The 26329-nt window shown below is 31.5% G+C and carries 29 protein-coding genes and 2 pseudogenes; 19 read left to right on the top strand and 12 right to left on the bottom strand.

The window, feature by feature from the left end:
* The 11 genes and pseudogenes from ABN256_RS10050 to ABN256_RS10000 all read left to right on the top strand — a co-directional run.
* A pseudogene (locus ABN256_RS10050) lies at positions 1 to 234 on the top strand (exonuclease); the annotation flags it as partial.
* Positions 224 to 706, top strand: coding sequence for a single-stranded DNA-binding protein (locus ABN256_RS10045; protein WP_349439440.1), 483 nt, complete (start codon positions 224 to 226; stop codon positions 704 to 706). The pseudogene ABN256_RS10050 and the gene ABN256_RS10045, both read left to right, overlap by 11 nt.
* Before the next feature lie 39 nt (positions 707 to 745).
* Positions 746 to 919 carry a DUF7167 family protein gene (locus ABN256_RS10040; protein WP_173403211.1) on the top strand — a complete coding sequence of 58 codons (174 nt, stop codon included), beginning with the start codon at positions 746 to 748 and terminating at the stop codon, positions 917 to 919.
* Positions 920 to 921: 2 nt separating this feature from the next.
* Positions 922 to 1605, top strand: coding sequence for a hypothetical protein (locus tag ABN256_RS10035; protein WP_349439439.1), 684 nt, complete (start codon positions 922 to 924; stop codon positions 1603 to 1605).
* 2 nt (positions 1606 to 1607) lie between these two features.
* On the top strand, positions 1608 to 2000 hold the full coding sequence (locus tag ABN256_RS10030; protein WP_164526106.1) for a chromosome partitioning protein ParB: 393 nt from the start codon (positions 1608 to 1610) through the stop codon (positions 1998 to 2000).
* A 60-nt stretch (positions 2001 to 2060) separates the two neighbouring features.
* The gene (locus ABN256_RS10025) at positions 2061 to 2273 is read left to right on the top strand and encodes a hypothetical protein (protein WP_164526105.1); all 213 of its coding nucleotides are present in this window, start codon (positions 2061 to 2063) and stop codon (positions 2271 to 2273) included.
* 1 nt (position 2274) lies between these two features.
* Positions 2275 to 3450, top strand: a complete 1176-nt coding sequence (locus ABN256_RS10020; RefSeq protein ID WP_164526104.1) for a tyrosine-type recombinase/integrase — start codon at positions 2275 to 2277, stop codon at positions 3448 to 3450.
* An 80-nt stretch (positions 3451 to 3530) separates the two neighbouring features.
* Positions 3531 to 4379, top strand: a complete 849-nt coding sequence (locus tag ABN256_RS10015) for a ParA family protein (protein WP_164526103.1) — start codon at positions 3531 to 3533, stop codon at positions 4377 to 4379.
* On the top strand, positions 4369 to 4794 hold the full coding sequence (locus ABN256_RS10010; RefSeq protein WP_164526102.1) for a hypothetical protein: 426 nt from the start codon (positions 4369 to 4371) through the stop codon (positions 4792 to 4794). Before ABN256_RS10015 ends, ABN256_RS10010 begins: the two co-directional genes overlap by 11 nt.
* Positions 4794 to 5453, top strand: a complete 660-nt coding sequence (locus tag ABN256_RS10005; RefSeq protein ID WP_164526101.1) for a hypothetical protein — start codon at positions 4794 to 4796, stop codon at positions 5451 to 5453. Before ABN256_RS10010 ends, ABN256_RS10005 begins: the two co-directional genes overlap by 1 nt.
* Before the next feature lie 698 nt (positions 5454 to 6151).
* Positions 6152 to 6748, top strand: a complete 597-nt coding sequence (locus ABN256_RS10000; protein ID WP_349439438.1) for a hypothetical protein — start codon at positions 6152 to 6154, stop codon at positions 6746 to 6748.
* 357 nt (positions 6749 to 7105) lie between these two features.
* On the opposite strand, the gene ABN256_RS09995 is transcribed toward ABN256_RS10000, so the two are convergent.
* Entirely contained in the window at positions 7106 to 7285 is a 180-nt protein-coding gene (locus tag ABN256_RS09995) for a hypothetical protein (protein WP_196553297.1), read from the bottom strand.
* Between the two features lie 288 nt (positions 7286 to 7573).
* Here ABN256_RS09995 and ABN256_RS19220 point away from each other — a divergent pair.
* Positions 7574 to 7720 (top strand): annotated as a pseudogene (locus ABN256_RS19220) (DUF1543 domain-containing protein); the annotation flags it as partial.
* 151 nt (positions 7721 to 7871) lie between these two features.
* Here ABN256_RS19220 and ABN256_RS09990 read toward each other — a convergent pair.
* Complete coding sequence (locus tag ABN256_RS09990; protein WP_115351004.1) at positions 7872 to 8051, bottom strand: hypothetical protein; 180 nt, start codon at positions 8049 to 8051, stop codon at positions 7872 to 7874.
* 259 nt (positions 8052 to 8310) lie between these two features.
* Positions 8311 to 9246 (bottom strand): 5'-nucleotidase, encoded by a 936-nt coding sequence (locus tag ABN256_RS09985; RefSeq protein WP_196553298.1) that lies wholly within the window; start codon positions 9244 to 9246, stop codon positions 8311 to 8313.
* A 772-nt stretch (positions 9247 to 10018) separates the two neighbouring features.
* Between ABN256_RS09985 and ABN256_RS09980 the strand changes: the two genes are divergently transcribed.
* On the top strand, positions 10019 to 11440 hold the full coding sequence (locus ABN256_RS09980) for an SMI1/KNR4 family protein (RefSeq protein WP_349439437.1): 1422 nt from the start codon (positions 10019 to 10021) through the stop codon (positions 11438 to 11440).
* Between the two features lie 607 nt (positions 11441 to 12047).
* On the opposite strand, the gene ABN256_RS09975 is transcribed toward ABN256_RS09980, so the two are convergent.
* On the bottom strand, positions 12048 to 12800 hold the full coding sequence (locus ABN256_RS09975) for a class I SAM-dependent methyltransferase (RefSeq protein ID WP_196553300.1): 753 nt from the start codon (positions 12798 to 12800) through the stop codon (positions 12048 to 12050).
* A gap of 523 nt (positions 12801 to 13323) precedes the next feature.
* Between ABN256_RS09975 and ABN256_RS09970 the strand changes: the two genes are divergently transcribed.
* Positions 13324 to 13635, top strand: coding sequence for a YmdA family protein (locus ABN256_RS09970; RefSeq protein WP_349439436.1), 312 nt, complete (start codon positions 13324 to 13326; stop codon positions 13633 to 13635).
* 379 nt (positions 13636 to 14014) lie between these two features.
* Here the strand turns inward: ABN256_RS09970 and lpxL are convergent, their stop codons facing one another.
* The 4 genes from lpxL to ABN256_RS09950 form a co-directional block, all read right to left on the bottom strand.
* Positions 14015 to 14944 carry an LpxL/LpxP family Kdo(2)-lipid IV(A) lauroyl/palmitoleoyl acyltransferase gene (gene lpxL, locus ABN256_RS09965; protein ID WP_340896001.1) on the bottom strand — a complete coding sequence of 310 codons (930 nt, stop codon included), beginning with the start codon at positions 14942 to 14944 and terminating at the stop codon, positions 14015 to 14017.
* 464 nt (positions 14945 to 15408) lie between these two features.
* Positions 15409 to 15621 (bottom strand): transcription antiterminator/RNA stability regulator CspE, encoded by a 213-nt coding sequence (cspE, locus tag ABN256_RS09960; protein WP_193014255.1) that lies wholly within the window; start codon positions 15619 to 15621, stop codon positions 15409 to 15411.
* A 425-nt stretch (positions 15622 to 16046) separates the two neighbouring features.
* Complete coding sequence (locus ABN256_RS09955; RefSeq protein ID WP_196553303.1) at positions 16047 to 16904, bottom strand: alpha/beta fold hydrolase; 858 nt, start codon at positions 16902 to 16904, stop codon at positions 16047 to 16049.
* Between the two features lie 629 nt (positions 16905 to 17533).
* The gene (locus ABN256_RS09950; RefSeq protein WP_349439435.1) at positions 17534 to 17866 is read right to left on the bottom strand and encodes an MliC family protein; all 333 of its coding nucleotides are present in this window, start codon (positions 17864 to 17866) and stop codon (positions 17534 to 17536) included.
* 357 nt (positions 17867 to 18223) lie between these two features.
* Here ABN256_RS09950 and ABN256_RS09945 point away from each other — a divergent pair, with 357 nt between their 5' ends.
* The gene (locus ABN256_RS09945) at positions 18224 to 19120 is read left to right on the top strand and encodes an AraC family transcriptional regulator (protein ID WP_115350998.1); all 897 of its coding nucleotides are present in this window, start codon (positions 18224 to 18226) and stop codon (positions 19118 to 19120) included.
* A 73-nt stretch (positions 19121 to 19193) separates the two neighbouring features.
* Here the strand turns inward: ABN256_RS09945 and ABN256_RS09940 are convergent, their stop codons facing one another.
* The 3 genes from ABN256_RS09940 to cbpA all read right to left on the bottom strand — a co-directional run bounded on the left by ABN256_RS09940 (position 19194) and on the right by cbpA (position 22473).
* The gene (locus ABN256_RS09940) at positions 19194 to 20690 is read right to left on the bottom strand and encodes a C69 family dipeptidase (RefSeq protein ID WP_196553305.1); all 1497 of its coding nucleotides are present in this window, start codon (positions 20688 to 20690) and stop codon (positions 19194 to 19196) included.
* A 533-nt stretch (positions 20691 to 21223) separates the two neighbouring features.
* Positions 21224 to 21532, bottom strand: coding sequence for a chaperone modulator CbpM (gene cbpM, locus ABN256_RS09935; protein WP_349439433.1), 309 nt, complete (start codon positions 21530 to 21532; stop codon positions 21224 to 21226).
* Complete coding sequence (cbpA, locus tag ABN256_RS09930; protein WP_196553307.1) at positions 21532 to 22473, bottom strand: curved DNA-binding protein; 942 nt, start codon at positions 22471 to 22473, stop codon at positions 21532 to 21534. The genes cbpM and cbpA overlap by 1 nt, the downstream gene beginning before the upstream one ends.
* Positions 22474 to 22850: 377 nt before the next feature.
* Here cbpA and dkgB point away from each other — a divergent pair, with 377 nt between their 5' ends.
* From dkgB to ABN256_RS09915, 3 genes are all read left to right on the top strand, one after another.
* Entirely contained in the window at positions 22851 to 23654 is an 804-nt protein-coding gene (dkgB, locus tag ABN256_RS09925; RefSeq protein WP_197269368.1) for a 2,5-didehydrogluconate reductase DkgB, read from the top strand.
* A 366-nt stretch (positions 23655 to 24020) separates the two neighbouring features.
* Positions 24021 to 24353, top strand: a complete 333-nt coding sequence (locus ABN256_RS09920) for a TehB family protein (RefSeq protein ID WP_196553309.1) — start codon at positions 24021 to 24023, stop codon at positions 24351 to 24353.
* Between the two features lie 4 nt (positions 24354 to 24357).
* Positions 24358 to 24696, top strand: a complete 339-nt coding sequence (locus tag ABN256_RS09915) for a DUF1869 domain-containing protein (RefSeq protein WP_196553310.1) — start codon at positions 24358 to 24360, stop codon at positions 24694 to 24696.
* A 68-nt stretch (positions 24697 to 24764) separates the two neighbouring features.
* Here ABN256_RS09915 and ABN256_RS09910 read toward each other — a convergent pair whose 3' ends face one another.
* Complete coding sequence (locus ABN256_RS09910; RefSeq protein ID WP_072069628.1) at positions 24765 to 25637, bottom strand: LysR family transcriptional regulator; 873 nt, start codon at positions 25635 to 25637, stop codon at positions 24765 to 24767.
* A 100-nt stretch (positions 25638 to 25737) separates the two neighbouring features.
* On the opposite strand from ABN256_RS09910, the gene ABN256_RS09905 reads away from it, so the two are divergent.
* A complete protein-coding gene (locus ABN256_RS09905; RefSeq protein ID WP_196553311.1) occupies positions 25738 to 26190 on the top strand; it encodes a multidrug/biocide efflux PACE transporter in 453 nt (150 codons plus the stop codon).
* The last annotated feature ends 139 nt before the right edge of the window (positions 26191 to 26329 follow it).

Genomic DNA, 26329 nt, shown 5'->3' with positions numbered 1-26329 from the left:
GTGGCTCAAGTTCAATATTCCATGTGGGTTACAGGTAAGGATATCTGGCATTTTGCAAATTTTGACCCACGAATGCCGGCAGGAAAAGAAATCGCATATTTCCCTGTTGAGCGTGACGAAAAAATGATGAAAGAATTCGACGAGTTAGTACCTGAATTCATTGAAGTAATGGATCATGGGTTAAATAAGTTAGGAATTCAGTTTGGCAATCAATGGAGTGTATATGGCAATTAACACAATAACGGCAAGTGGAAACTTAGGTAAAGATTGCGAGCAGCGATGGACGCCAAATGGTAAGGCGGTTGCATCTTTTAGTTTACCAGTGAAACAAGGTTACGGAGAACACGAAAAAATATCTTGGGTTATCTGCAAGATGTTTGGCCCTAAAGCTGAAAAGCTACCTCCGCACCTAACCAAAGGAATGAAGGTTATGGTAACTGGTGAGTTCGTCATGGAAGAATGGACAAGCCAGAGTGGTGAGAAAAAATCAGCACCAGTAATTATCGTTAACCAATTAGATTTTGGCGGTAACGGTGGTAATCAAGCAGGAAGCCAGAAACCGCAACAAACTCAAGGGTGGGGTCAGCCACAACAACCCAAACAACAAACTCCACAATATCCTGAGCCACAGATGGATTTCGATGATGATATCCCCTTTGCTCCAATCGGGCTTATGTATCCACGCCATTTAATTAATGTGATTTAACCCACGGACTCAGTGCAAGGATGCAAACAGGAGATAGATATGAGCAAGCAAATGTATTTACACGCATCAACTAACGCTGTCGGTTCTGAATGTTCAACTGAGTTAGATATAACAGAAGATGAATGGAATAAATTAAGCGAAGAAGAACAAAAGCAGATTATTGGCGAGTTCATGGGTAATGTTTGTGAGTGGTGGGTGCAACCAGAGGAATGAATATGAAAGAGCGTGGAATTATTTTTAATGCTGAAATGGTGCGCGCCATTTTAGATGGGCGTAAAACTCAAACTCGTAGAGTAATGAACAACCAGCCTTGTACACTACCAGAAGAGACTATTTCCGTACAACAAGATGATTTTAATTTCAGATGGGCTGGCGATTTACATAACGATACTAGCGGTTGGTTTACCTGCCCTCTTGGCAAGGTTGGCGATCTCCTTTGGGTTCGTGAAACTTTTGCATTACTTGGTAACGAAGATGGGGTTTGTGTCGATTGGAATGACAATATTCTTAAAGCTGGTGAAGAACAAGCGGCAATAATTTATAAAGCCTCTTGTGAGAAAAAAGACGGTGATTATGGTCTATGGTCAATCCCTGATGATGCTGACTGGAAACCCCATACCGATAACCGCAAATACGAAGGAGCATGGCGACCATCAATACACATGCCTCGCTGGGCTTCACGCATCAAGTTAGAGATCACCGATGTTCGTATAGAGCGTTTAAAGGATGCTGGCGGTACTGAGTTTAAAGCTGAAGGTTACCCTTTAGAACGTGAATTAACTGGTGGTAGTATGGATCCGTTTTGCTGGTTTCGTAACCTTTGGGATTCAGTGTCACCTACTAACTTTAAATATGCAGATAATCCGTGGGTGTGGGTGATTGAGTTTAAAAGGATTTAATGATGGAAATAAAAGGTCAATTAATTAGTAGTCAGCGTTATTTAAATGAATATGTTGTTTTAGATAAAGTTAAAAGATTTAAAGTGTTTATTGTCGATATATTGCATGTAACTTTAAGAGGTAAGCAATATACATTATTAGTAAATGGGCATCATAATTTCGCAGCTGCAAAAAGGTTAGGGATAAAACCACAATACAGAACACCTAAAAAATTATTAAAAGCATTTAACTCCTGGTCTCAAAGTGAAAGAGAAACTTTTATTATAAATAACCTAACTGATAGCCATTTATATGATGTAAATACAGGTGAGGTTGTGCAGGAGTTAATGGAACCAGATTTTAATAATATGTCATTTCAACGAAATCTAACAAACGGATTAAAATTGTATCAGTAATAACCACCAGCATTAAATAATATCTATTTAAACTGTGTACGGACAGTGTGGAGAGAAAAGATGTCAGGAAAATTAATGAAGGCTAGCGCATGGGCAAAAAGAGAATTTGAAATTGGTTCAATTCCAGATAATAGAACTATTAAGCGCTGGATCGAAATAGGAAAACTAAAAGGTCGAATTGTCGATGGATCTATTTTAGTCAACTCATCAGAAAGATGGGGGGTTGAATCAGTCATTTCGTCATGTGTTAATAATTTAATTAAGGCTTCTTAACATGGCATCACGACCAAGAAAAAGAGAGTTTAGGCATTTGCCTGACTTTCTTTACTATGATTTATCAATAAAACAATATCGATTAACGTTAGTTAATGGTAAACGAAAATGTGTTGGCGCAGACAAAGCTGTCGCAATAGCAATTGCTCGCGAATACAACAATATTATGCGTCCATCTAACCAGATCACCGTAAACACCCTAATTAATGAGTCTGGTGGAAAATATGGGGAGTCTTTGCCGTTAACAGAGCATTTAGATAAATTATTTGAACGTGTAGTTAAGGATGAACAACCATCAAAAGATACTCAGGCCGACTGGAATAATAATATCTTTAGAATGAAAGAGTATTTTAAAGATATTCCAGCAAATGAAATAACATTAGAACATGTGAATGGTTTTATTTCTCAGTATCATGAAACAGCATCAGCTAACGTTCAAAATAGGAAGGTAGGCTTTCTAAAGAAAATATTCTCTTACGCAATGGATGAATCGCTTATGTTTGATAATCCAGCTGAGCGTAAAAAAATGAAGAGAACCGATATCAAACAGCGTAGGAGATTATCCTATGATGATTTTATAAAAATTCGAACATTAGCTGACAAATGGCTCAAAACTGCAATGGATCTGGCTTTACAAACAACACAAGCAAGACTGGAAGTATCGAGAATAAAATACAATATTAAAGCCCCAAAAGAGGGTACTTGTGGTTGCGTGTGGTATGAAGAGGAAAGAAATGGCATTTATGGAATGTTATATATTCATCGGCAAAAAGTACAACATAAAGAAGCGTCACATGTAGCGATCCCAATCGGGAAAGCACTAAAGGAAATTATAGACAATAGCAGAGATAATATCGCTAGCCCGTATGTTGTGCATCGCATCCCGGAAAGGTTACCAAATAAAATAAGTCAAGAAGTAAACCACCCTACTCAAGTCGCTCCAGATTATTTAAGTAGAGCTTTTTCAAAACTAAGAGACAAAGCTGGCGTAGCCTCTAATCTACCACCAGTTGAACGACCAACCTTTCATGAGATAAGAGCACTAGCTGCACACATGTTTAAAATGCGAGGTTTCGATCCACAAGCAAGAATGGCCCATAGTGATGCGGAGTCAACCAAAATTTATACAGAAAACCATGTACAATGGGTTGAAGTGCCACATTGTGAATTACTTTAAGCATACTGTATAAATAACAGGAATGTAAATTTTATCTTTAGCTGTAATATTACATAAATTTGATATTATGGAGAAAGATAGTGACGGCACCTGTAATTAGTTTTATAAATATGAAAGGTGGTGTTGGTAAAACGACGCTATGTATTGGTATTGCTGAGTATTTATCAAACTACCTAGGTAAAAAAATTTTACTAATTGATATTGACCCTCAATTTAATGCTACTCAATCTATTATGGGTAAATATAATAGGGTTGAGGAATATATAAATACATTACAACCAAACAACAAGACAATTAGAAAAATTTTAGAAACAAAAAATTCAATATCTACAACTAAAGAAATAATAAATATTGACGATGTTATAACAGAAATAACTAATAATTTAGATATAATCCTTGGTAACATGGATATTATTTTTGATACTGATCAGGTTTCAATCAGAGTAAAAAAACTTAATAAATTTATTATTGATAATGATTTAAAAAGTAAATACGATTACATATTAATTGATAGCCCTCCTACTATTTCAATTTTTACTGATGCTGCATTGATAGCTTCTGACTATTATGTTGCCCCAATAAAAATCGATTACTACTCTATTCTTGGTGCATCCAACCTAATCAATGTCATTGATTATCTGAAAGAAAATCATAACCCATCTATACAACATTTAGGTTTTGTGTATAGTAATACAGAAAATAGACTTACAGATAAAACCCAAAAAATAAAAAGAGATTTTGAACAAAATCCTAAATTTACAGATAAATATTTTTTTAATAGTAAATTATCATATCTGAGAGATTTAATGGTTGGCGGTGGTGGTAACATAGCATCTGCTTATACAAAATCAAGGCAAGATATACACAATATTTGTCAAGAACTTATGAATAGAGTTTCAGCGCTCGAGGAGGCACGAAATGGAGAATGATTTAAAATATGAAATAAAAATAATTCATCAGCTGAGATTTAATGCTACGGCAAAGGAGTCATTTATAGGTTATATAGTTCTGCTGATGTTATCAAAAAAATTATTTAGTTTTAATACTGATGTTTCTGACCTCGTTTTTAACTCTCTTGGAGTGAAGTTTTTACCTTATGCAGTTAGATCTAGAACATTAATGGTAGCCAAAGTTTGCAAATTTTGTTCAGAGTTAAATGCTCAAGAAATAAACCATATTTCAATAAAGGTGTATGATTACCTTATGTCAGAAGTACTACCTAAAAAAACCAATATAGGTAGCGATATTGTTGTAAACGTAAAAAATGAAAACTATAAAATAAAACAAAAGAAGAATAATGCCTTAGAAAATATGAACCTTTGGATAAAAAATAAAAACAAATAATGAATATATATACAATATCAGATCCATATAAATTCAAAGTTGAATTACAGGCTCTTAACAGCTTTATCGAGGCATATCCTCTTGAACATCATGAGAGAAACCTCATAACAAATTGTTTTAAAAATATTATTTTTTACAACCATATCTCCGGTGAAGATGTTTTTTATCAATATTTACAAGGTATTATTTATGACTCACTTAACTCAATAATATCAATCATTACAAATAAAGAAAGATATTTGCAATTAAACCTAAGATCAATCGTAGAAAATATAGCAAGAATTACGCTTAAGAATAATATTGATAATACTGAATATAGTGATTTCATAAAAACAGAGGATTTCTCAGTTCTTAAAAGAAATAATGATATGAGAACTTGGAATTATCTTCACCAAATTTACTCACGAGCATGCTTATACATCCACTCATCCCCAGAGGCAAAACTAAACATAACACACACATTTGAGCAGTTAATGAACAATGATACTTGTACAAACAGAACCAAACAAATTGAGACTCTTCAAAGAACATTACATCATATAACGAAAGTACTATTAGTTAATTTTCATACTGAAATATCAGATATATTCATCAGGACAAAAAAGGAATTAAAATTCTTAATCAGCCCATCATTATTTACTATGTATAATGAGCTATAACAAATTAGTGGTAAAATAAGATGTAAGTACTTGATTCGTATAGTGCAAATAATGATAAAAAAGCACTGTTTGTTTACACAGCTAAAGTGAATAAATGTAATTATAATCAATATGTTATAACGATTGCAGTCGTTATCATGGGGTGTCGGGGGTCGTAGGTTCAAATCCTATCATGCCGACCAAACATCTTTAAGAAAACCAACCGCTTAGGGTTGGTTTTTTTATGCCTGAAATTTGCCACTGGTAAAACCCCGACAATGAATCCCTCAAAACAGTCCTTTCTTTCGCTTATAAAATTGCCCTTTTCTTATTGCGATTATTTTGCCAAAATCATTAGCAAAACTTATGTAAAAAGATTCTTACTGGATAACTAAAAAAATAAAATAGCAGGTATCATTACTTAAGAGAAAAACAATAAATATTTGATGCGTAATATGAAAAAATAATATGCATACTTGGTATTATCACATTAACCACATTTTTGAATAGTTGCATATTCTTCTCGTTGGATAAATCAGATACTATCTCATATAAAATAAAATCAGCTTAGTTAGCAAAAACGGCTTCTCTGTATCGAAGGTCTAACAAAACTAAACGTGGTAAATAATGCTCAATGTAACTGACTAAGCGAGATAATCATTCAGTTATCATTGCCACTGTCTAATTAATATCCTGTTATTTTTACAATGGATAGGAATATGAACGATAAACAAGAAAACAAAAAATTATTAACATTTGCATCTCCATTATTATCTTTGACGATATCACTCTATATCAGCATATCTACATTTGGCTGTAATAATATTATTTGGCTAGCTATTTCTTCTGTTATTTTCTTTATCGCTTTTTTCATATTTATATCTTCATTAGAAATTTCTATAAAAATTATTTATTTTAAAGAGCTATCATTTTTATATACTAATAAATTTGTTATTTTAATCTTTACTTTAATGAGTTTTATAGCAACCGCCATAGTGTTGATAATTATACTCCATGAAGAAAAAGTACCCTCTGATTTTTTTAATAGTGTGGAATTTATTGCTTTTCTTATAGCTTATTTTTCTTTTCTCTTCGTATCTATTTTTGTTTCTTTCATATATTGCATGATTAATAGTAACAAAAAATTCCTTTTACTCTCTCTGTTTTTATTATTGATAATGATGTTATTGATAATGATGTTATTTAAAGAAAGCGATATTAATTTTTTAACATTTTATTCGCTTATTTTCTTTATTATATTTTTTGGGGCAGTAACTATTATTACGATAAGAAAGTCTTTTTCTAATTATGATTAAGTCTGGTCTTTCACAACATATCATTTAAATGATAATTTTTATTTTGCTTTCTGTCTCTCTTTTAGTAGGTATTATGCACATTAAATTACTCTCACAAATATTATGTAACTGGCTAATATAGCTGCCTTCTATAAAAACTAATCCACTAAACCTGATTTTCCTATATTTTTTAGATAATAAACCTCTCCTGTTTGAAGAGGCTTATTACCAATGCTACTTTATTTTTCCAAACTTGATAGAAAATCTTTTAAGTAACTACTGGTCACTAGAACAGGTGTAGGTCTGCCTGATATTAATAAAGAGCTAGACACATCTGATAATTTAAGTTTAGCCTCATCTGGACCTATAGTTAATAGATTAAAAATTTCCTTTACTACGTTGCTGTTCAATATAAATATTCTGATTAGTTTTAATACTATTTAATGTACTATCAGAATATGGATCTTCTTTATGACTTTTACTTCCTTGAGATTCTATTGCTCCTGTTGATGAGCAAGCAGAAATAAAAAAAACACTCAAAAGCATAAGTAACCTCATATCTACCCCAAATAACATTTAAATTAATAGCAAGTATTTAGAGTAAAAATGAATAAATTAGTTCACAAAACCAATCATTTTCATTTTTTACACTTACTCTCAATATGATTATATAATAAATAATATATTGATAATAATACAAAAAATGGATTCTTAATGAAATTATTTATGCTGGTGACAATATCGGTAAGTAAAATATCGAAGTTCACGATATTCAATTTGTTGCACAATCAACAAATAAGATCCCCAAAAGTCATCACAACAATTTTATTCAATAGACAGCAATAACATAAAGATAATTTAAAAGATGTTGATGATTGCATTTTATTGAGCAAAATCGGTGATCACTACATTCATCTAATACCAAATAATTCAGGTGAATATTTCAAACCTTTATGGCAAAGTTATCAACCGATTGGTATTGAGAAAAATTAATAATTATTTTTACTGCACTGTAAATTATCAGCGTAGTAAATTCCCCTAATTATGCAATCATCAACTCATTTTCAAATATCAATTTGAACGTATTAAATAATATTGATATTTTTATTTAAAATAAATTTATATTACTTGCTTGTTACTTTTATTATTTGAAATTCATTAATTTTTTAAAATAGAATCCTTTTTTAGTTTTTGGAAATTTATTTCCATTATATATTTTCCGCTCATAATCTCGGCCAGCATAGTGATTATCACCATAAAATTGGCCATATAATGCAGTTTTAGGGCATACATCATCAGAAAAAAATCTATGATTATTATCCATTTCAATTTTCCTTATTTAATATTAATTAATTAGATACCTCTTAAGATAAAATATTTATATATATTATTAATTTATAGTATATATAAATCATCCAACACCATACTACTTCTATAAAAATAGATCCAATTTTGTTCTTACTTTTATTTAAAAAACAAAAATAAAACAATAAAAATAGAATATTCCCACTAAAGGCAATATTAGACAAAATAAAAAAAGAGAGTATGATATAAATATCACACACCTTTTTTATTATAATAATTTATTTATTATCTATATCTTTGTTCGCTATTCCAAACGGAATATGTACAGAAGGAAGTTCAGACGAGGATTTTAAATGTAATTTTTGATCATCAAAGAATATATGTGGTTTTAAAATCTTTAGTACATTTGCCTTCTCTACTCCTCCCATAAAAAAGGCTTCATTAACAGAAATTCCCCATGCCCTCATGGTATTAATAACTCGCTTATGAGACGGTGCATTTCGTGCAGTAACAATGGAGATCTTAAGTAATGGAACATAACTAGGATCTTGCTTTACTTTTTCTAATTCTAGTTTTTGAATATCTGAAATGCGCAGTAGAAATTTTTTTAACGGCCCTGGGTTATGAGGAGTATCAACCATTTTGGCCTCATGAAGATGAAATTGTGATAATTCTCCCGATGTTTTGTAAATAACCTCAGCCTCATCATCAGCGATGACACCATCAAAGTCGAAAGCAATTCTTAATTCATCTGCATTATCATCATTAACATGGCCCGCTAATATTTGTCCTGCGGGATAATTAGCTTTAATTGCTTGTATAACATCATCATGATCTGCTGATAAAAATAATTCAATATCAAAGGCTGGAATATAAATATGAGGTGATTTTCCTTGAAGAAATACAGCTCTGGTGATCCCTAGCTCATAATGCTCAATAGAATTCATCACTCTTAATCCTGTATCAGGATCATTTCTAGATAATAAAATAACTTCGACCAAAGGATCATCAATTCTAATGTTATTTAACTTTAAAAGTCGGCTAATAAACGGAAATGCAACACCTTTACTTAATGGAATATCTTGCATTTCTCGCTGATATTTTCGATAAGACTCCTCACCTTCAGTACGAAATATATTATCTGACTCTTCTAAATCAAATAACGCACTAGAAGATAGCCCTATGACTAATCTTTTTGTTAAATCATATGCCATAGCGTCAATTCCTTATTAAAGCTCTGATTATTTATACTATCATTTTTTTAATAGTGCTGAGATAAGAAAATCTGTGCATAAAGTATGGATAAGATGTGTCACAGTCTTTACCAAGAATTTATTCTCCTCCTCAATACAAAACAATAAATGATATTGATTATCATTTGCATTTGAGTATTATCACTATTATCGTAGTGGTTATCACAAATAAGGAGAAAACTCATGGTTAAAAAGACAATACATTTACGATCTCGACACGCTAAGGATTTAATCAATAAAATAAAAAAAATGAAAATCATTGAGAATGCGATAAATACTAAATCAGAAAAAAGTGATCTCATTGTTATAATTGATAAATTACCAACTTTAGTTTCTATAAACTAGATTGTTTTGTTAGCTTTTAGTGTGAATAAATAGTGACCATAATCTTAGTGGGGTTGACATATCAAATGATAATGATTATCTTTTACCTTGTGAATAGTTGAGTGTTTTACTTGGTTTTTCACAACGACATTGCTCACATTGCTTCTAGTATTTATTGACCAACTCTCCTAGCGTTGGTCTTTTTTTTATCTATTGCATATTTATACTCATTTCATAATAAATAAAGAAAAGCATTACCTAAAAATACTATTTTCTTATTAAAGATAAAATAGTTTATAGTGTAATTTCAGTAAGAAAATTATTTTATATTTAGTTTTCTACCCATAATAATGGATTGTTAAATAAGCATTTTAGACTTAAACCATATCATCAATAGGGATTTTACTTTATGGGCTTTATTTCATCTCTCTTTGAAAAAGAGAACAAATTTACATCGTTGCAACAATGGGAACAAATAAATAAGAAATATGCAGATAATCCTATTGAGCGTATCCGTGAAAAATTAGTACTTGTTGCTATTGTCGATCACGAACACAAAGAATTTGGCGCTAATAACCATAACTATCAATTAAACCCACCACTCTCTATAGAAAAGGCTAATCAGTTACAAGAAAAAGCTGGATGTAAATTTCCACAGGACTATATCGACTTTATCACTCGAATTGGTCATGGTGGTACAGGTTCTTATGGTGGTGCAGGCCCTTATTATGGGCTCTACGCTTTTGATGACGCGATAGATAGACATGATATAAAAAACTACGCATTACCCTGCTTGCTTAGCCCTAATATGGATATTGATGAATGGAAAGCACTATGTCATGTACCTGATGATTGTAGTGATGAAGAATTTGATAATATTTACGATAGGCTTCACCAAGGTACACTCTATTTAGGAACCTGTGGTTGTGAGTACGATCTTTTATTAGTAGTGAATGGTGATTATAAAGGTCATATTTTATATACATCTGATTGGGTAAATTCAGATACTCCCTACACATTTTCTTATGAGACATCATTTACACAATGGTATGAACGTTGGTTAGATGAAGTTATTTTAGGCTATGACACAAGTTGGTTTGGTCATCGTATGGGAGGTAATGAAGAAGTTCTACTTTGTCTTGCCAACGATAACGATGATATTACTAGAAAAATCAATGCTATCAACTCATTAACTAAACTACCTAAATTATCAAATAGGAGTTTATATTTTTTAGAGCAACAACTACAAACCGAAAGTATTGAGTTATATAAAGCCTCTTTAAATGTCTTAGCAACTTATTTTAAAGAACTCGCTTTACCTCATATTCAACGAGCATTAATTACGCCATATGATAAAAAAACAGACATTGCGATTGCTGTTATTTACTTCAAATATAAAGACCAATATGCACAATTTAAAGAAAGTCTTATTTCTATTCTTAAAGTAACCAATCACGAAGATACATTGCGCTTTATCGGCTACATTTTAACAGAGCTAGAAACTATTTTTGTTGAGGACTTTCAGCCTTTCTTTACTCATCAAAATGTAGAGATCATAAGAAGTGCTATTTATGCAGCCTCTCATGATACTAATTTAAAATATAAAATTTCAGCATTTTTTGAACTAACTATCTCTGATAACGCAGAAATCAGCTTAGGCGCAATTCAGGCATTATCTAGTTCAAATTATATCAATAGTGAGCTATTGGGTTATTTAAAAAAAGCTTGGGAAATGTATCCTGAAGAAAAAAGTCCCTATATTCGCAATAATATCTCTTCTTATATCGCTAAGGCATACCCAAACAATATGATTGATGTAAAACAATGGTAGTTAATAGATAGACACCCTATCATCTTTTTGCATCTGTTCTAATTAGGCAATAATCAATCATTATTATTGCCTAATTTTCACCCTAAACAATTATAAATACGTATTTTTTTGTTCTAAAGATTAAGAAATTTATCAATGCTCTCAGCTAAATGTATACAAATTTTATTGCTAAATTAATATGATTATTAGCTATATGATCCACTCCTGAGTTCCCAATAAATTAAAAATAGATTAAAAACAATCAATTACATTAAAAATAAATCAAGTATCTATTGATTTTTTCAAAAAACACTTTTAGTTTCACACTTATTTTCATTATTTTTTTTTAAAGTTTGTTACAGATTGATATCTTTTTTTCCCTTACTATTGGTTTCAGTATTTCATCACTGATAGATATTTAATTTCCCCCCGCCTAGTGCGGGGATTTTTTTATCTCAAGAACTCAATTTAATACTGGTAAATAAAATTACTGTTCCTTTCAAATTAAATGTTCACTTTTTTTTATAGCTAAGATAAAATTTAATTTCTCAAGAAAAAACCAAAAAAAACTAACAAGTTAAAAAGGCCATTATTTTTATGACCTTTTTATCACTATTTTATTTCATTTCTATTTATAAGCTTCAAAAGTAATAATTTCTGTTTCATTATTTGGTTCGCGTAAATATTGATAATCTCCAGAAATTGTTATTTTTTTAAAACCAATAAACTCAAGGAGCCGTTTAAATTCATAAATACCAAACCATTTCAATTTAAACACTTCCCACTCACTTTCAATTATTTTCCCATTTCTCCATTTATCATAACGGTGATGAGATATTATTAATTGATTAATATAATCTATTTCGGCATTCACCATCTGCAAGGTAATTAAATCCCCTTCCGGTGTTTCAAATTGTCGACTAAAACATTGGCCTTTGGTAAAGGTATGCGCCAGACTAATGTCAATTAGCAAACGTCCATCTGGATTTAATGCGTTATAACATTGTTGAAGTGACTGTAGTGCTTTTGTTTCGCTATCTAACAATAAGAAAGTTCCTGTCGGAATAATTATTGCATCAACAAGTGTCTCAACTTGGAATGTCAACAAATTATCTTTAGTCACTTTATCTTGGGGGTATCCATGACTTCTTAGATTTTCCATACAGAAATAAAGCATCTCATCTGAAAGATCAAACCCTTCAATATTAAACCCAGCCTTTAATAAAGGGATCAAAATACGCCCAGTTCCCGCAGCGGGTTCTAAGATTTTACCATTAACATCCTTAAGACGCTCTTGATAATATTCTACATCACCAAAACTACATCCTATAGGTTTATCTATTTGGTAAACTTGGGCTGATAGTGAATGATAACTCTGCATAAATATTTTATTCTCTTTTTGTTGTTTATTTTAAATGATAATAAAGTGATAAATTAAGATATCAATGCTTAACTAGATAAAAATCATCAAATAAAGATATAGTTTTTATTTTTACAGTAACTTCGTCGAAATATTTTGACAAATTTTTTGTCATATTTAAATAGCTCAGATTATTAATTTTTTGTTTTAACAACAAAATGTATCATGAAAAAATTAAGTAATATAACTTATGTTTAATAAATTTAGTTTGTTAATAAAAGTAGACCTAATTTTATCAAATTAATACTATTCAACTAGTTATGTAAGCTATTTTTTATTTCAATTATTATTCTATTATTGTAGCCTTCAATAATTCATTCATAAATGTTTATATAATTGTCATTATCCATCAAGTTTTTTTACAGATTGATATATTTTTTTTCTCTAATATTCCTTCCATCAGCCCAGTACAAAAAATACAGATCTTTCACAATAGAGATCAATTATTAAATTTGACCAATAGAATAATATTAAGGAATATAAAATGAAAAAGAATCTTATTATAGGAGCTTGTTTAACATTTTTATTATCATCTCCTACCCTCGCAAATAATAATAAGGTTATTGGTTCAGGAACAATTACTTTTACAGGCTCTATCGTAGAAGGTAATTGTATGATTAACTCTGTCGGACATATATTTAAGACAAATTGCTGGAATGGTGTTGAAATGGAGGAAACACAGCATAAAATTGAACCAAATGAAATATTTAATGCTAATTTAAATGAAAATAGAGGTTCAATGAATATAAATTGGCTTAGTGAAAATTTAGCTATAATGGATATAGTATATAATTAATCACTTCTCTAATCTAATATTTATTATTAAATAATGAGTATATATTTTCGAACATTAGAAGTTATTACTATATTTATATAAATGGTATTTTTCTATTATGATCATAATATATTAAGCAGGTGTAATTAATTTATATACCTGCTAACTCTATTCTTCTTCTTACCTTTTTATTTTCCATTCTATCCTTTTGTTTCATTTTTCATTAATCCATACAAACGTAAGGGTTGACAAGATAATTGATAATGATTATCTTTTAGATTGTAAATAATTGAGTTTTTTACTCAACCTTTACAACGACATTGCTCACATTGCTTCCAGTATTTACTGTGACCAACACATTATGTGTTGGTCTTTTTTTATTAACCTATTTATAAATAGGTTAATGATAGAAACTCGCTTCACCTGCAGGTCGTGTTTTGAATCGTCTATGGGCCCATAAGTATTGTTCTGGCGCCCTCATGATTTCTGTTTCAATCAACTTATTCATTCTATCTGTATCGTTTTGAATATTCTCACTAGGGTAATTAACCAACTCTTCACCAATAATTAAGCTGTATTGTTTACCTTTCTTATTTTCGTTTCTAATCAGCGTTACAGTTAAAGAAGGTGCTCCTGATAATTTGGCTAATATTGCAACACCTTTCGAAGTTGATGTTTTTTCGACACAAAAGAAAGGTGAGAATGTGGTTCCTTTCAAACCAAAATCCTGATCAGGAGCAAACCAAATTGCCCTTCCTTTTTTTAGCTCCATAACCATAAATTTTAAATTACGTCTATCTATCATCCCTTTATCAGAACGGCATCTCGCTTTAGTTTGAATATATTCCATCGCTTTATTATTATGCGGTCTATACATGGCATTAACAGGGAAACAAAGCCCCATGATACGCCCACCCAACTCTAGCGACATCGAATGTATACCGATTAATAAAATTCCTGCATTTTTCTCATTAGCATTTGTAAAATTGGATATTCCCTGTACTACAAAAAGTTTTTTTAATCGGCGATCACTCCAAAACCAAGCCATTCCTGTTTCAAATAAAGCAACACCAAGTGAAGATAAATTCTCCATGACGAGTTTATTTATTTCATATTTATCTTTATTAGGAAAACATAGCTCTAAATTTCGCTTTATTATAGAGACTCTTCTTTTTACAAAAAAACGAGATAGTAACCCTAAACGTTTACCTAAGAAAAGTAACCAAGAATAGGGTAATTGTACTAATAGAAAAAGAATAAAAACACCAAACCAAGTTAAAAAATATTTTGGGTGTAACAGATGCAATGAAAAAAAATTTTTAGCGTACACAAGTTTGTCCTTAGAGAACTAAAAGCATTTAAGCCACATTGAATTAGACAGCATTTTTTTTAGATAAGTCATTAAATATTAATTTAATATTCTTCTTTAAATTATTTTTTATGATTTATCTGATATCTTTCTATTCTAATGAAGTTTTTTTCTTTCTTTTCATCGAGAAGACAATATCTTGCTATCTTTATTTCAGCATTATAAGAATCTTATTATTTTATCTATCATACCAATTATAAAGGTAAATATACTTATGGTAATTTAAATTATTTACATTAAATATTTACTTAACTTTAATAAAATGACTTATATATCTTACTACGTGAAAATAAAAATAAAGTAACATAAAAAGCGGATATAAAAAGCAGACACAAAAAAACCCCACCGAAGCGAGGTTTTTTATTAGCCTGATTAATAAATTTAATATTACTTAACGTAATATCTTATTTAATCATGACTAAAAATTACAGACCGATTACGTTCGCGGCTGCAGGGCCTTTAGCGCCATTTTCGATAGAAAATGAAACTTCTTGGCCTTCTTTCAGAGATTTGAAGCTTTCGCTTTGGATCGCTGAAAAGTGTACGAATACGTCTTTGCTACCATCTTTAGGAGTGATAAAACCGAAGCCTTTATCATCGTTAAACCATTTTACTGTACCAGTCATTGTATTAGACATAAGATTTCCTTTAATTAATTATTTTGCCATAAGGCATTGTTTGCGGTTTGATTTCGGATTTTACTTATGGTCACTATTTGAAGGAATTCGCTACGAAGAGGTATCATGGATAACGCTAAACGGTGAACTACTTAAAACTGCACTAACATAAATAGGTCTGTACTTCCAAACCAGTGGCGCTATTAAGTCATATAATTCGATCTATAGCAAATTATTTTCAAATTTATTTAAAAAAAAATGTCATTTTGGCAATTTAGAAAATAATTATAATATAAGAGTAATTATCCATCCAACCGAAAACCATATTTATAATTGTATTTTCCGGTAGAACTGAAGTAAATCGATTAAATATACCTTAAAACAGTAGATACTGTTATTTTTTATAATACGCAGTATCTACTCCATCAATAATATAGTGCTTAGTTTTAATCAACTAATTCTAATAAAATATCTTCAGTTTTTGTCCACAGAAGTGATCCGCCTTCTTCTGGCCATAAATGTCGTTGTGCATTAGGAAAACGTTGAAACAACAATGCTCCAAAATCAGGAGAATGAACGGTACTCGTATCTTTCATGCCATACCATAATGTTGTTGGCGTTTTTATGTCTTCTGGTGAAAAGCCCCATGATTGCATAGCAATAAGAAGATCTTGAGTATATCCCTCATTACCTTGTTTAAAAGCTTCAGCCATACATTCTTGGTAAACAGGAAGAAAATCTATCGATTGATAAACAGCTAAATCAACATCTGCACTGTAATTTAGAATAAAGTCCATTAGCCAATTAGCTGATATATTTTGCTTAATCCAAGAAGCTAATACGTCAGGAGCACTCACCGCCTGCTGTTGCATATTAGCAACATCGTCTGTGAGTTGGTTTCGCGTATCAGGATAATCAAATTGATCTTGTCCTGCGACAATGGCTAATTTGTCTACATGACAATAAAAGCAAAGTGCCATAGCAAATACAGCCCCTTGAGAAAATCCCACTACATTAAAATTTTTAATATTAAGATGTTCGAGTAAAAATAAAATATCTTGAGAAAAAGATTTTAACGTTTTATGAGGATCGAACGTTGAATTACCTAATCCTGGACGAGTTGGAGTAATTAAACGGATATTAAGCTTATTTAGATATTCAATGTCCACACCTAATAGACCACTCATACCTGCACCAGTACAAAATACCACTGGTTTACCTTGTTCTGACCCAGACTCATACCACTCTAAAATTCTATTATCAGGTAACACTACATTATATTTTCTTGAATTTTTAACTTTCATTAGATTTATTCTCTATTAATTTTTTGATAGTATAATTCCCACTATATTAAATAGCGGTGTATTATCTTCTAAATTTAACTTTTAAAAACTAATATGAGACTAGCTAAGGATAAGATTTCATATAAACTCACAATAAATTTTCTGATAGTGTTCAAGGTAAGAAACGAATAATTTTTATGTTATTTCACACAGTATAACTAAAATGAGCCCATTCGTTAAGAGCCTATTTATACTGTCATCACTACTTAAATCACAATATCACTATATAGTTAAATTAAGCTTATTTATTGAGCTCAAAATAACACCTTTATCATTATCCTCCGTGTACTTTTAAGTATATTTTTTTAATTCAAATAATTTCCTTTTCTATTTGTTAAATAAAAAAACAGTATATTCTCCCTTCTATTGAACAACAGTAAAAACACCAACTTATATTTAACAGCACAGGAATTATTATAGTTATATTTATGATCTTTTTATTTTTAAATTTTAAAAGCTACTAAATTGATAATAGATATGCTAAAACTAATTGCATTCTATGGAAATATTTTACATTCAACCTGATTTGTAAATAAAAGGGAAGTTATACACACTCCCCTTTAATTTTAAACATTATTGCTATAACGAAGCTATTTTACTAATTCGCACATACGCCCTTTATCTTCGGCAACACGTCCATTTATAGCATCATCTTCTGAAATGGTAGCGAGGTTAAACTCATTTTTCCCTTTTCCCCATATTTGGAAATTTTCACCAACATAACGAGCACCACTCGCCGCAATAGCCTCTTGTAGAACAATAATTTCATCGCTGTAGTACATAATAGCAAGCTGTTCATTAGGAAATGAAACTCTAATTTTCTGGCCTTCACAATTATAAGTATCCGTTTTAGCAGCTAAAGCGGGAGCTGCTATTAACGATGAGACTAAAGCAACAGCTGAAATAGAAAATAACTTATTCATTATATCTCCTAAAATAGTAAATGAATTTCACTAATACAATAAAGCTAGGCGCTTTCTTTTAAAGACAAAATAGGATACTTCCGCATTTAATGAAAACAAAAAATTTATCTTTATTTGAATAAATAAAATCAATCATTGATTAATGACCTCGCCGGTTATTTTTTATTTAAAATCAAATTTAATTCAAATAATTTTCAATACATAACTTTACATTAATACTCGCCTATTTTACTTTATTCAATGTAACTACCACTATACGATATGCTATTATCCTAGCACCTATAAATTTATTGTAGTTCAATAAATTAAATCGATCTTATTGAAAAATATCGATAGAGAAAAATAATAGGAATATTCATGCTTCAAGAGAATGTTGTTAAAGATATCATTGTTTGGATCGAGCAGAATCTTGATTCACGTTTATCATTAGATATCGTTGCTGAAAAATCAGGCTATACGAAGTGGCACTTTCAGCGCTTATTTAAAGCATATACAGGAATATCTTTAGGAAAATACATACTCGCCCGCCGCTTATCTTGTGGTGCTTATGCCTTACGTATTACACGTTGCAGTCTGCTAGATATTTCATTGAAATACCGGTTTGACTCTCAGCAAACATTTTGTCGTGCATTTAAAAAACAATTTAATATCACCCCTTCCGAGTATAGAAAAAAACCAGGTTGGGATATTAGTGAGCTTATTTTTCCAGCACTAGAAACTGTTGAGCTAAGTGCCAAATATGAGGTCGTTACCTTCCCTTCTCTAAAATTAGCCGGCATGTCACACCAGTATAATAAACCCATTTCAACGTGGAATTCAGACAAGAAAAAATTCAGAAGGGAGTTTTGGCGTAAATTTTTGAAAGATGTACATACAATACCGACTGAGTTATACGCAATGCACAGAGCATCTGCAAGTACATTAGATGACACCATGTACATTTATAACACTGCGGTTGATAAAGAAAAGCTATCAACGGCAGCTAATATCTCAGCAATGTCACAATTAGAACTACCCAGTGGTAATTACTTAGAAATTACTTTCCATATGGATGAAATTTTGGATTCATTAACGGGTTATGATGACATTATTTATACGGTATATACTAAGGTATTACCAAAAATGAATTTATTACGTAGACCTGGCCCTGATATTGAACGATATACACTAAAAGAGCCAGTGAGTTACGATAAATTACTTGATCAAAGTGGGCAGTATTTGCAAAAAATTAGCTACTATATTCCTGTTATTTAATGGCCTATTATTAAAAAGATCCCAACAATTTGGGATCTTTTGTCTAAATTGTATTTAAAACAATATTTCTTTATCAGTCTTTTTTAGACTTATTAGCAAAGAAAATATCATCTTGAATATCTTTTGTTTTTACAGTAAATAATTCATTTGTTAAATTTTCGGTCAATAACTCCGCACTTGCCATCACACGTAAATTAAATTCATTTAGCATTTTATCTGCACCTACTTTATTTGTTTTAACCATAGCAAGATATTTAGCTTCCATTTCTTTTTGCTCTAATGCTGTTTTTTCTTCCCATTCTTGGTAGGCTTTTTTTACTATTGGTGCAAGTTTTGGATAGTCTGTCATCACTAATGTTTGTAATTTTCGATATTTCCAATAAATAGAATCGCTATCTGCTTTATTTGTACCTATTCCATAATGTTGAGGATAAGCTTTTAGTCCACTGTAATACGGAACAAATGCAGTTAAATCCGCCATACCTAAACCAACATAAGTTACTTCACCTATTTCCTGAGGAAGTTCAGGACGAACTTGCATTACATGTGCTTCATAAGTTCTAAATACACTAATTGGGCGCCATGGCTCTTTACCATTTAATCCATTGGTATAAGGATCGTGCTCTGTACCTTCAAAATGATTACGTAACATTGCCTTAGCTTCTTCAACAGAAACTTTTTTCTCTGGCGTTAATAAAGGTGCAAAATTGCGCCCATCATCGACAGCTTGTTTTAGTGATGGGTTAAATTGTTGTTGAATGATCCACACTCGAGGATCATTATAGGTGCGATCACGTTCATCATCACGCGTATAAGCTTTAGAGAAATTAAAAACCCCCTCTTTTTCTGGGTTATAAAGTCCTTTTTCGATCGCAAATTCCACTAAATTTTTAGAACCTAAAACATCATCTCTTTTAATATCATAAAATTGTAGCCTGCCTTGATTGCCTGTTGCGAAATACTTATCTTTAGGCAATTTTTGTGCAACCCAATGATGTCCTGTCCCTGTTTCTAAATACCAAAGTTCATTTTTATCAACAACTGCAACTCCGAATCCTTCTCCAGCCCCTTGTTTTTCAATAATACTTCCTAATAATTCGATTGCTTCACGCGCTGTTTTTGCTCTTGAAAGTAACACATCAGGAATATCATCTTCTGTTATTCCTGTATCTTCAACATAAGGATCAAATGCAAGTGCTTGAGGTGAGGCGAAGATAGATTCTGTTCCACTAACCCCAACACCCAATTCATTAAACCCAGTTGCACCATGCAATTGTGTTTTCCAATTAGGTACAGTGGTATAACGTAATGAATTTTTAGGTAATGGATAAGTGAAGTTATTAACACCATTATGCTCTTTAGTGCTATAGATGCCTGTTTGGTTTGTTTTTGCTGGATGAATAACAAAATGTTGTGCTTTTAATGCATCACTATCTGCGCTACGAGCAATGATATATGAACCATCATTTGTTGCTTCAGTGCCAGCTAAAAGCGTGGTACATGCTAATGCAGAAGAAGCAAGTGCTATATTAATTGATAAGGCAATAATGCCTTTTTTGAATAAAGACATAAAACTCCCATTTGCTTGTTATTTATAATTTGTATATTAATTAAATATCTATAAAGAAATAAAAAACCAGATAGATAATTGGAGATAGAATATTAGCAATGAGAAAGAGAGTATTTCCGTGATTTATATCTCAACAAGCATTATATTTCGAAATAAAAACATTATTTAATCATATCGTATTAATATTAATAATCTTTATTAAAAGATATATTTAGAATGCAATTAAATATTAAAAAACATTGTTATTAGTAATCACTTCATGTAATAAATCATTATATAATGCACAAATTATGTTAATTCCATTGTGATTTAATAAACACCCCCCATTTATTAATATTTATTCTCTTATTAAATTTAAATGATGCGTTTTTTTATAAATTCTAATAAATAGTAGATCTCTTTGTTAGGCTCTACTGCACTTGTATAAATAACTCTATATCCTGTATCTAATAGTGCATAAAAAGTGGCTAAAGTCAGAAAATAATAAAATAGCCACTAAGAGAGTTAATGTCTTTAATGGCTATGTTATTTAACTAGAGTTTATCGATAAACCGCATTAACTGCTGACGTAATTGTTTATTTTCTTGTTTAAGTTGCTCATTTTCATCTAATAAAGTGAGCGCTATCGCAATCCCATGCCAATCTAATGCAAGTTCTTTATGCAGTTTTAATGCGCGGTGTGTTACTACAATCGCATTATCATCAAAAAACCATTCTTGAGTTTCAATTTCTAATGGTTCAATAACGCCAAGTGCGACAAATTCTTTGAGATCATCTCTGGATATTCCCGTATGATGACAAAATTCAGTAACAGTAAATACTGTTGTTGTTAATTGACCCATTATTTATTCTCCCAGTCTTTACGTGGATTATAATCGGCCTGGCTATCTGCAATTTGTTGCCATAATTCGCGTGTCTTTTCATCCGGTTTCGGTGGCATGACAATTTTAATAATTGCATATAAATCACCACTGACTTTTTTGCTAACCAATCCCTTCCCTTTAATGCGCAATCTTTGCCCAGTTTGACTTCCTGCAGGGATCGTTAATAAGATTTTTTCTTTTATTGTGGGTATAGGAATTTTTGCACCTAATGCAGCCTCCCAAGGTGCAACAGGAACAACGATTTCTAAATCATGGCCTTTAATATCGAATAAAGGATGTGGTGCAATGCGGATTGTTAGCCATAAATCACCGTTTTCACCACCATTCTCGCCGGTTGTTCCTTGCCCTTTTAAACGAATACGTTGACCATCAATAACACCAGCAGGAATTTTAACATTCAATGTTTTAGGTATTTCTTTTTCTAAGATCCCAAACACATTATAAACCGGTAAATGATAACTGATTGTACGTTTATGCTCTTCTTGCGACTCTTCTAAAAAAACAGCTAATTCTATTTCTAAATCATGACCACGTTGTTTTTGAGGTTGTTGAGCTCGTCGCCCTTCAAATGGAGAATGGTGTCCAAAAAAAGAGGTATAAAAATCGTCAAACTCTTCTTGGCTAAAGCTTTCTTGGTTTTGATTTGAGTGTTGTTGCGTAAATTGCCTAAATTTCGGGTCGTTGCGATGAGCCCAGAGCTCATCATATTCTGCCCTACGTTGTTCATTACCTAAAACTTCCCAAGCTTGAGCAATCTCTTTAAAACGCGCCTCAGCATCAGGCTCTTTACTGACATCAGGGTGATATTTTTTTGCTAAACGGCGATATGCTGTCTTAATCGTCTTAATATCATCCGTAGGTTTAACGCCCATAATGGCGTAATAATCCTTTAATTCCATAGTGATATCTCAATTACGTTAAATAACAAATAAAATATTAATACCTTATACTTAATTTATTATAGAACAGAGAAACTACGTTGGTTAATGAAACGCTTTAAAGCAGAATTTTTTAGTTTATAACATATAGATTTACCCTTTCATTATTGCCTATTTAGCAAAAGTTTTTTGTTTTTATCCCTCTTTTTAGAAAAACAGATAAGAATACAATAACTGCCATCGAAACATTATGAATAGCACGACCTTCTATCAATATGAGCTTATAGCAGCAAGTAACGATAGCTAAATTCAATAAGTTATGAGCATGTGCTGTATTAACCCATCATGAATATTGAATTGTGCTTTAAAATTAATTCAATTTATTAAGAGAGAATATTATGAGCGTTCCAGTATTAGGTCTTGGTACTTTTCGTTTAAAAGATGACGTTGTTATTGCCTCTGTAAAAACAGCGTTAGAATTAGGATATCGTGCAATTGATACTGCTCAAATTTATGGCAATGAAGTAGCCGTTGGTCAAGCAATCAGTGAAAGTGGTATTCCACGTCAAGATCTCTATATCACAACTAAAATTTGGATAGAAAATTTACCTAAAGACAAATTGATCCCGAGCTTAAAACAAAGTTTACGTGATTTACAAACCGATTATGTTGATTTAACTCTTATTCATTGGCCATCACCTAATAATGCGGTTTCAGTAGAAGAATTTATGCAAGCATTATTAGAAGCAAAAAAACAAGGTTTAACACGTGAAATTGGGATCTCTAACTTTACGATCCCATTAATGGAACAAGCAATTAACGCCGTTGGAGTAGAAAATATCGCAACTAATCAAATCGAATTATCACCTTATTTGCAAAGTCATCATGTTGTTAATTGGGCGAGAGAACATGGGATCCCTATTACATCTTATATGACATTAGCCTATGGTAAAGCATTAAAAGATGAAACTATTCAGGCAATTGCTAAAAAACATAATGCTACTGCAGCACAAGTTATTTTAGCTTGGGCAATAAGTGAAGGATATTCTGTTATTCCATCTTCAACAAAACGTGAAAACTTAGCGAGTAATTTATTAAGCCTTCATCTTCAACTTGATGCTGAAGACAAAAAAGCAATTGCAGCACTAGATTGTAATGATCGTTTAGTTAGCCCTGAAGGATTAGCACCTAATTGGGATTAATGAAATAGCGACAAATTTTGTCAAATATGGGGTGAAAAGATGACTTTTCACCCTATTTTTTTATTTTTTCGCACTATAATGAGACACCTTATAAACAAATTAAATAACATGGTGTTATCATTTAACCCTCTCACTTAAAATATTTTTTATTTTTTAAAATATTTTTTATTAAGTAAAAACAATATCTTATTTAACCCTCCGTCTATTTTTAGCAATTTATTGTTAAGTGGCATTTGAAATACTTTTTTATACGAGGTAGATTTGTCATTAAGAAAAGTCATTTACCTAGTGACAAATTTAGCTTTTTATTCTGACTAAGATAAAAAGCAGATAAATCACATTATTCAATGCAATAAGGGCGGTAAAATGGAAAGGATTATTATCCCTACTCACTATATTCATGTACGCTCAACGCCACTTTGGACTGTAGATACAGCCCCAAAATCAATATGGGAAAGACATTTAGATAAAGGAACTCGCCAAGGGGTTTACCCAAAACTATCTGTTATGCAAGGAGTGATTGTTTATTACGCATATGCAGATGAAATTAGCCCGGAGCCAACAGAAACATTAGTGATTAATGCGGGTGAATTTGGTGTATTCCCACCAGAAACATGGCACAAAATAGAAGCAAAAACTGAAGATACTGTTTTTAATGTCGATTTTTATGTCGATCCCAAAGTCCTTGCTGAAGGTTAATAATATGGAAAATGAAAACAAAGGTTATTTATTAGCATTGATTAACACTAATGATAATGAAAAAGCTGAAAAAATCTTTCTTAACCCTAAAATTTTATATATTCCAGAAATCGCAACAAAAGAAATTTTATCATTAGTTGATGAATTAAAAAATAAAATAAATCTTGATACTCAAGAACTCTCTTTGGAACTCACGAACAAAAATAATGGCGTTTCTGTTGATCAAGAGTGTTATTTAACCGATTTACTCGATGCTGATACATCAAGTTTAATGGTAAAAGATCTTATCAATATTGTACGTGGTTATGATATGGATGAAGAAACAAATGTTTGTGGTTGGTGATCTGATGTCGTGAAAGGAATATATCACCTTCACTATATATATTGATAATGAAGGTGATTGATTAATACTTAGAGAGAAAATTGAAGATCATTTTTTAAGAGCCTATCTATCATCCAATACCCTGCTTTTCCTGGCGGATTGTTTCTAGACCAAACTAAATCAATATCTATTTTTTTAGGAAATTGATCGTAATTTAAGCTCATTAATAAGCCATGCCCAAATTGCTTTACTAGCCATGTAGGTAGTATCGCCCATCCCATCTCTTGTTCTGCCATTTCGAGCAATAATAGATAATTAGGTGCCTGCCAGTTTTTCTCACTATTAATAACAAATTGAGCACGACTACTTAATCTAAGCTGACGATTCATTGTGAGATGCTGATAAGTTATCTGCTTTTCTTTCACCAAAGGGTGGGCTTTATGTGCATATAATCCTAGCTCACCTTGTATAGGTAATCGGGCAAAAGCAATATCAGCAGGATATTCTATTCGTGATTCCATCATACCAATATGCGCCTGATTATTTTGCAGCATATTAATCACATCATCATTCTCAGCAACAAGAAACTCAAATTCAAGATGTGGGAATTCTTTATCTAGAATTTTCAAGAGTTTCTCTGAATAAGGTGGTTGATACATATCAGAGAATACACAACTTAAACGAGGCTCCATTTCAGGCGATAGTTCTATTCTTAATGCCTGTAATCGCTCATCAGCGGCTAAGATATCTTCAACGAGGCTTAATACTTTCTGTCCTGCAAAAGTGAGTGTTGATTCTCTTCCTTTGCGCTCAAACAATTCAAACCCCATATCATCTTCAAAACCAGTTATTGTGCTACTGACCGTAGATTGGCTTTTATTTAATTTTCGAGCAGCTGCAGAAAATGATTTTAATGAAGCAGCTTCAATAAATGTACGTAAAGTTTCTATGGAATAATTCATTATGGTATCGGTTTTTTCGATGGCACCTATTTTGTATATATACAAAATATCACCAATAATTGCACTCGTTTTTTGTTAAATAATTAATTTGAGGTGGGATATGAGCCAATATCAAAAAACATTTACTGAGCGCGTTTTTCACGCTGTTACATTTGAAGCAATTGCTATTGCCATAACAGCACCGCTTAGTGCATGGCTTTTGGGTCGCTCCATTTTTCAAATGGGCACAGTGGCTATTGTTTTATCAACGTTAGCGATGCTATTGAACCTATTTTATAACATGATTTTCGATCGTTATTGGCCTTTATCTAAAGGACCAAGGCCAACAAAAATACGTATTATGCACGCAATTGGTTTTGAATTTAGTTTTGTTATTATCGGTTTGCCAATACTGGCATTTTTATTAAATATGTCGCTATTGGATGCATTTTTATTAGAAATAGGATTTTTTATCTTCTTCCTTTTCTATACTTATGCATTTAATCTTAGTTACGATAAATTACGCGAAAGCTGGTTCAGCCATAAAGAAAAACGTATTGTTGCACGTAATTAAAATCTCAAAAAAGCACCCTTTGATATTGAAATGACCCCAGTTTATTGGATAGTTCATATTCCATTAGGTGCTTTTTTACTTATTTTTCATAATTAATCATAGGTAAATGTGAAATCTACTTTGCCATTCGCTTCATCAT

It is taken from the genome of Proteus sp. fly-1008, from assembly GCF_040140305.1.
GTDB lineage: Bacteria > Pseudomonadota > Gammaproteobacteria > Enterobacterales > Enterobacteriaceae > Proteus > Proteus vulgaris_B.
Note: the sequence above shows the minus strand (reverse complement) of the source record. Positions and strands in the feature narration are given on the sequence as shown.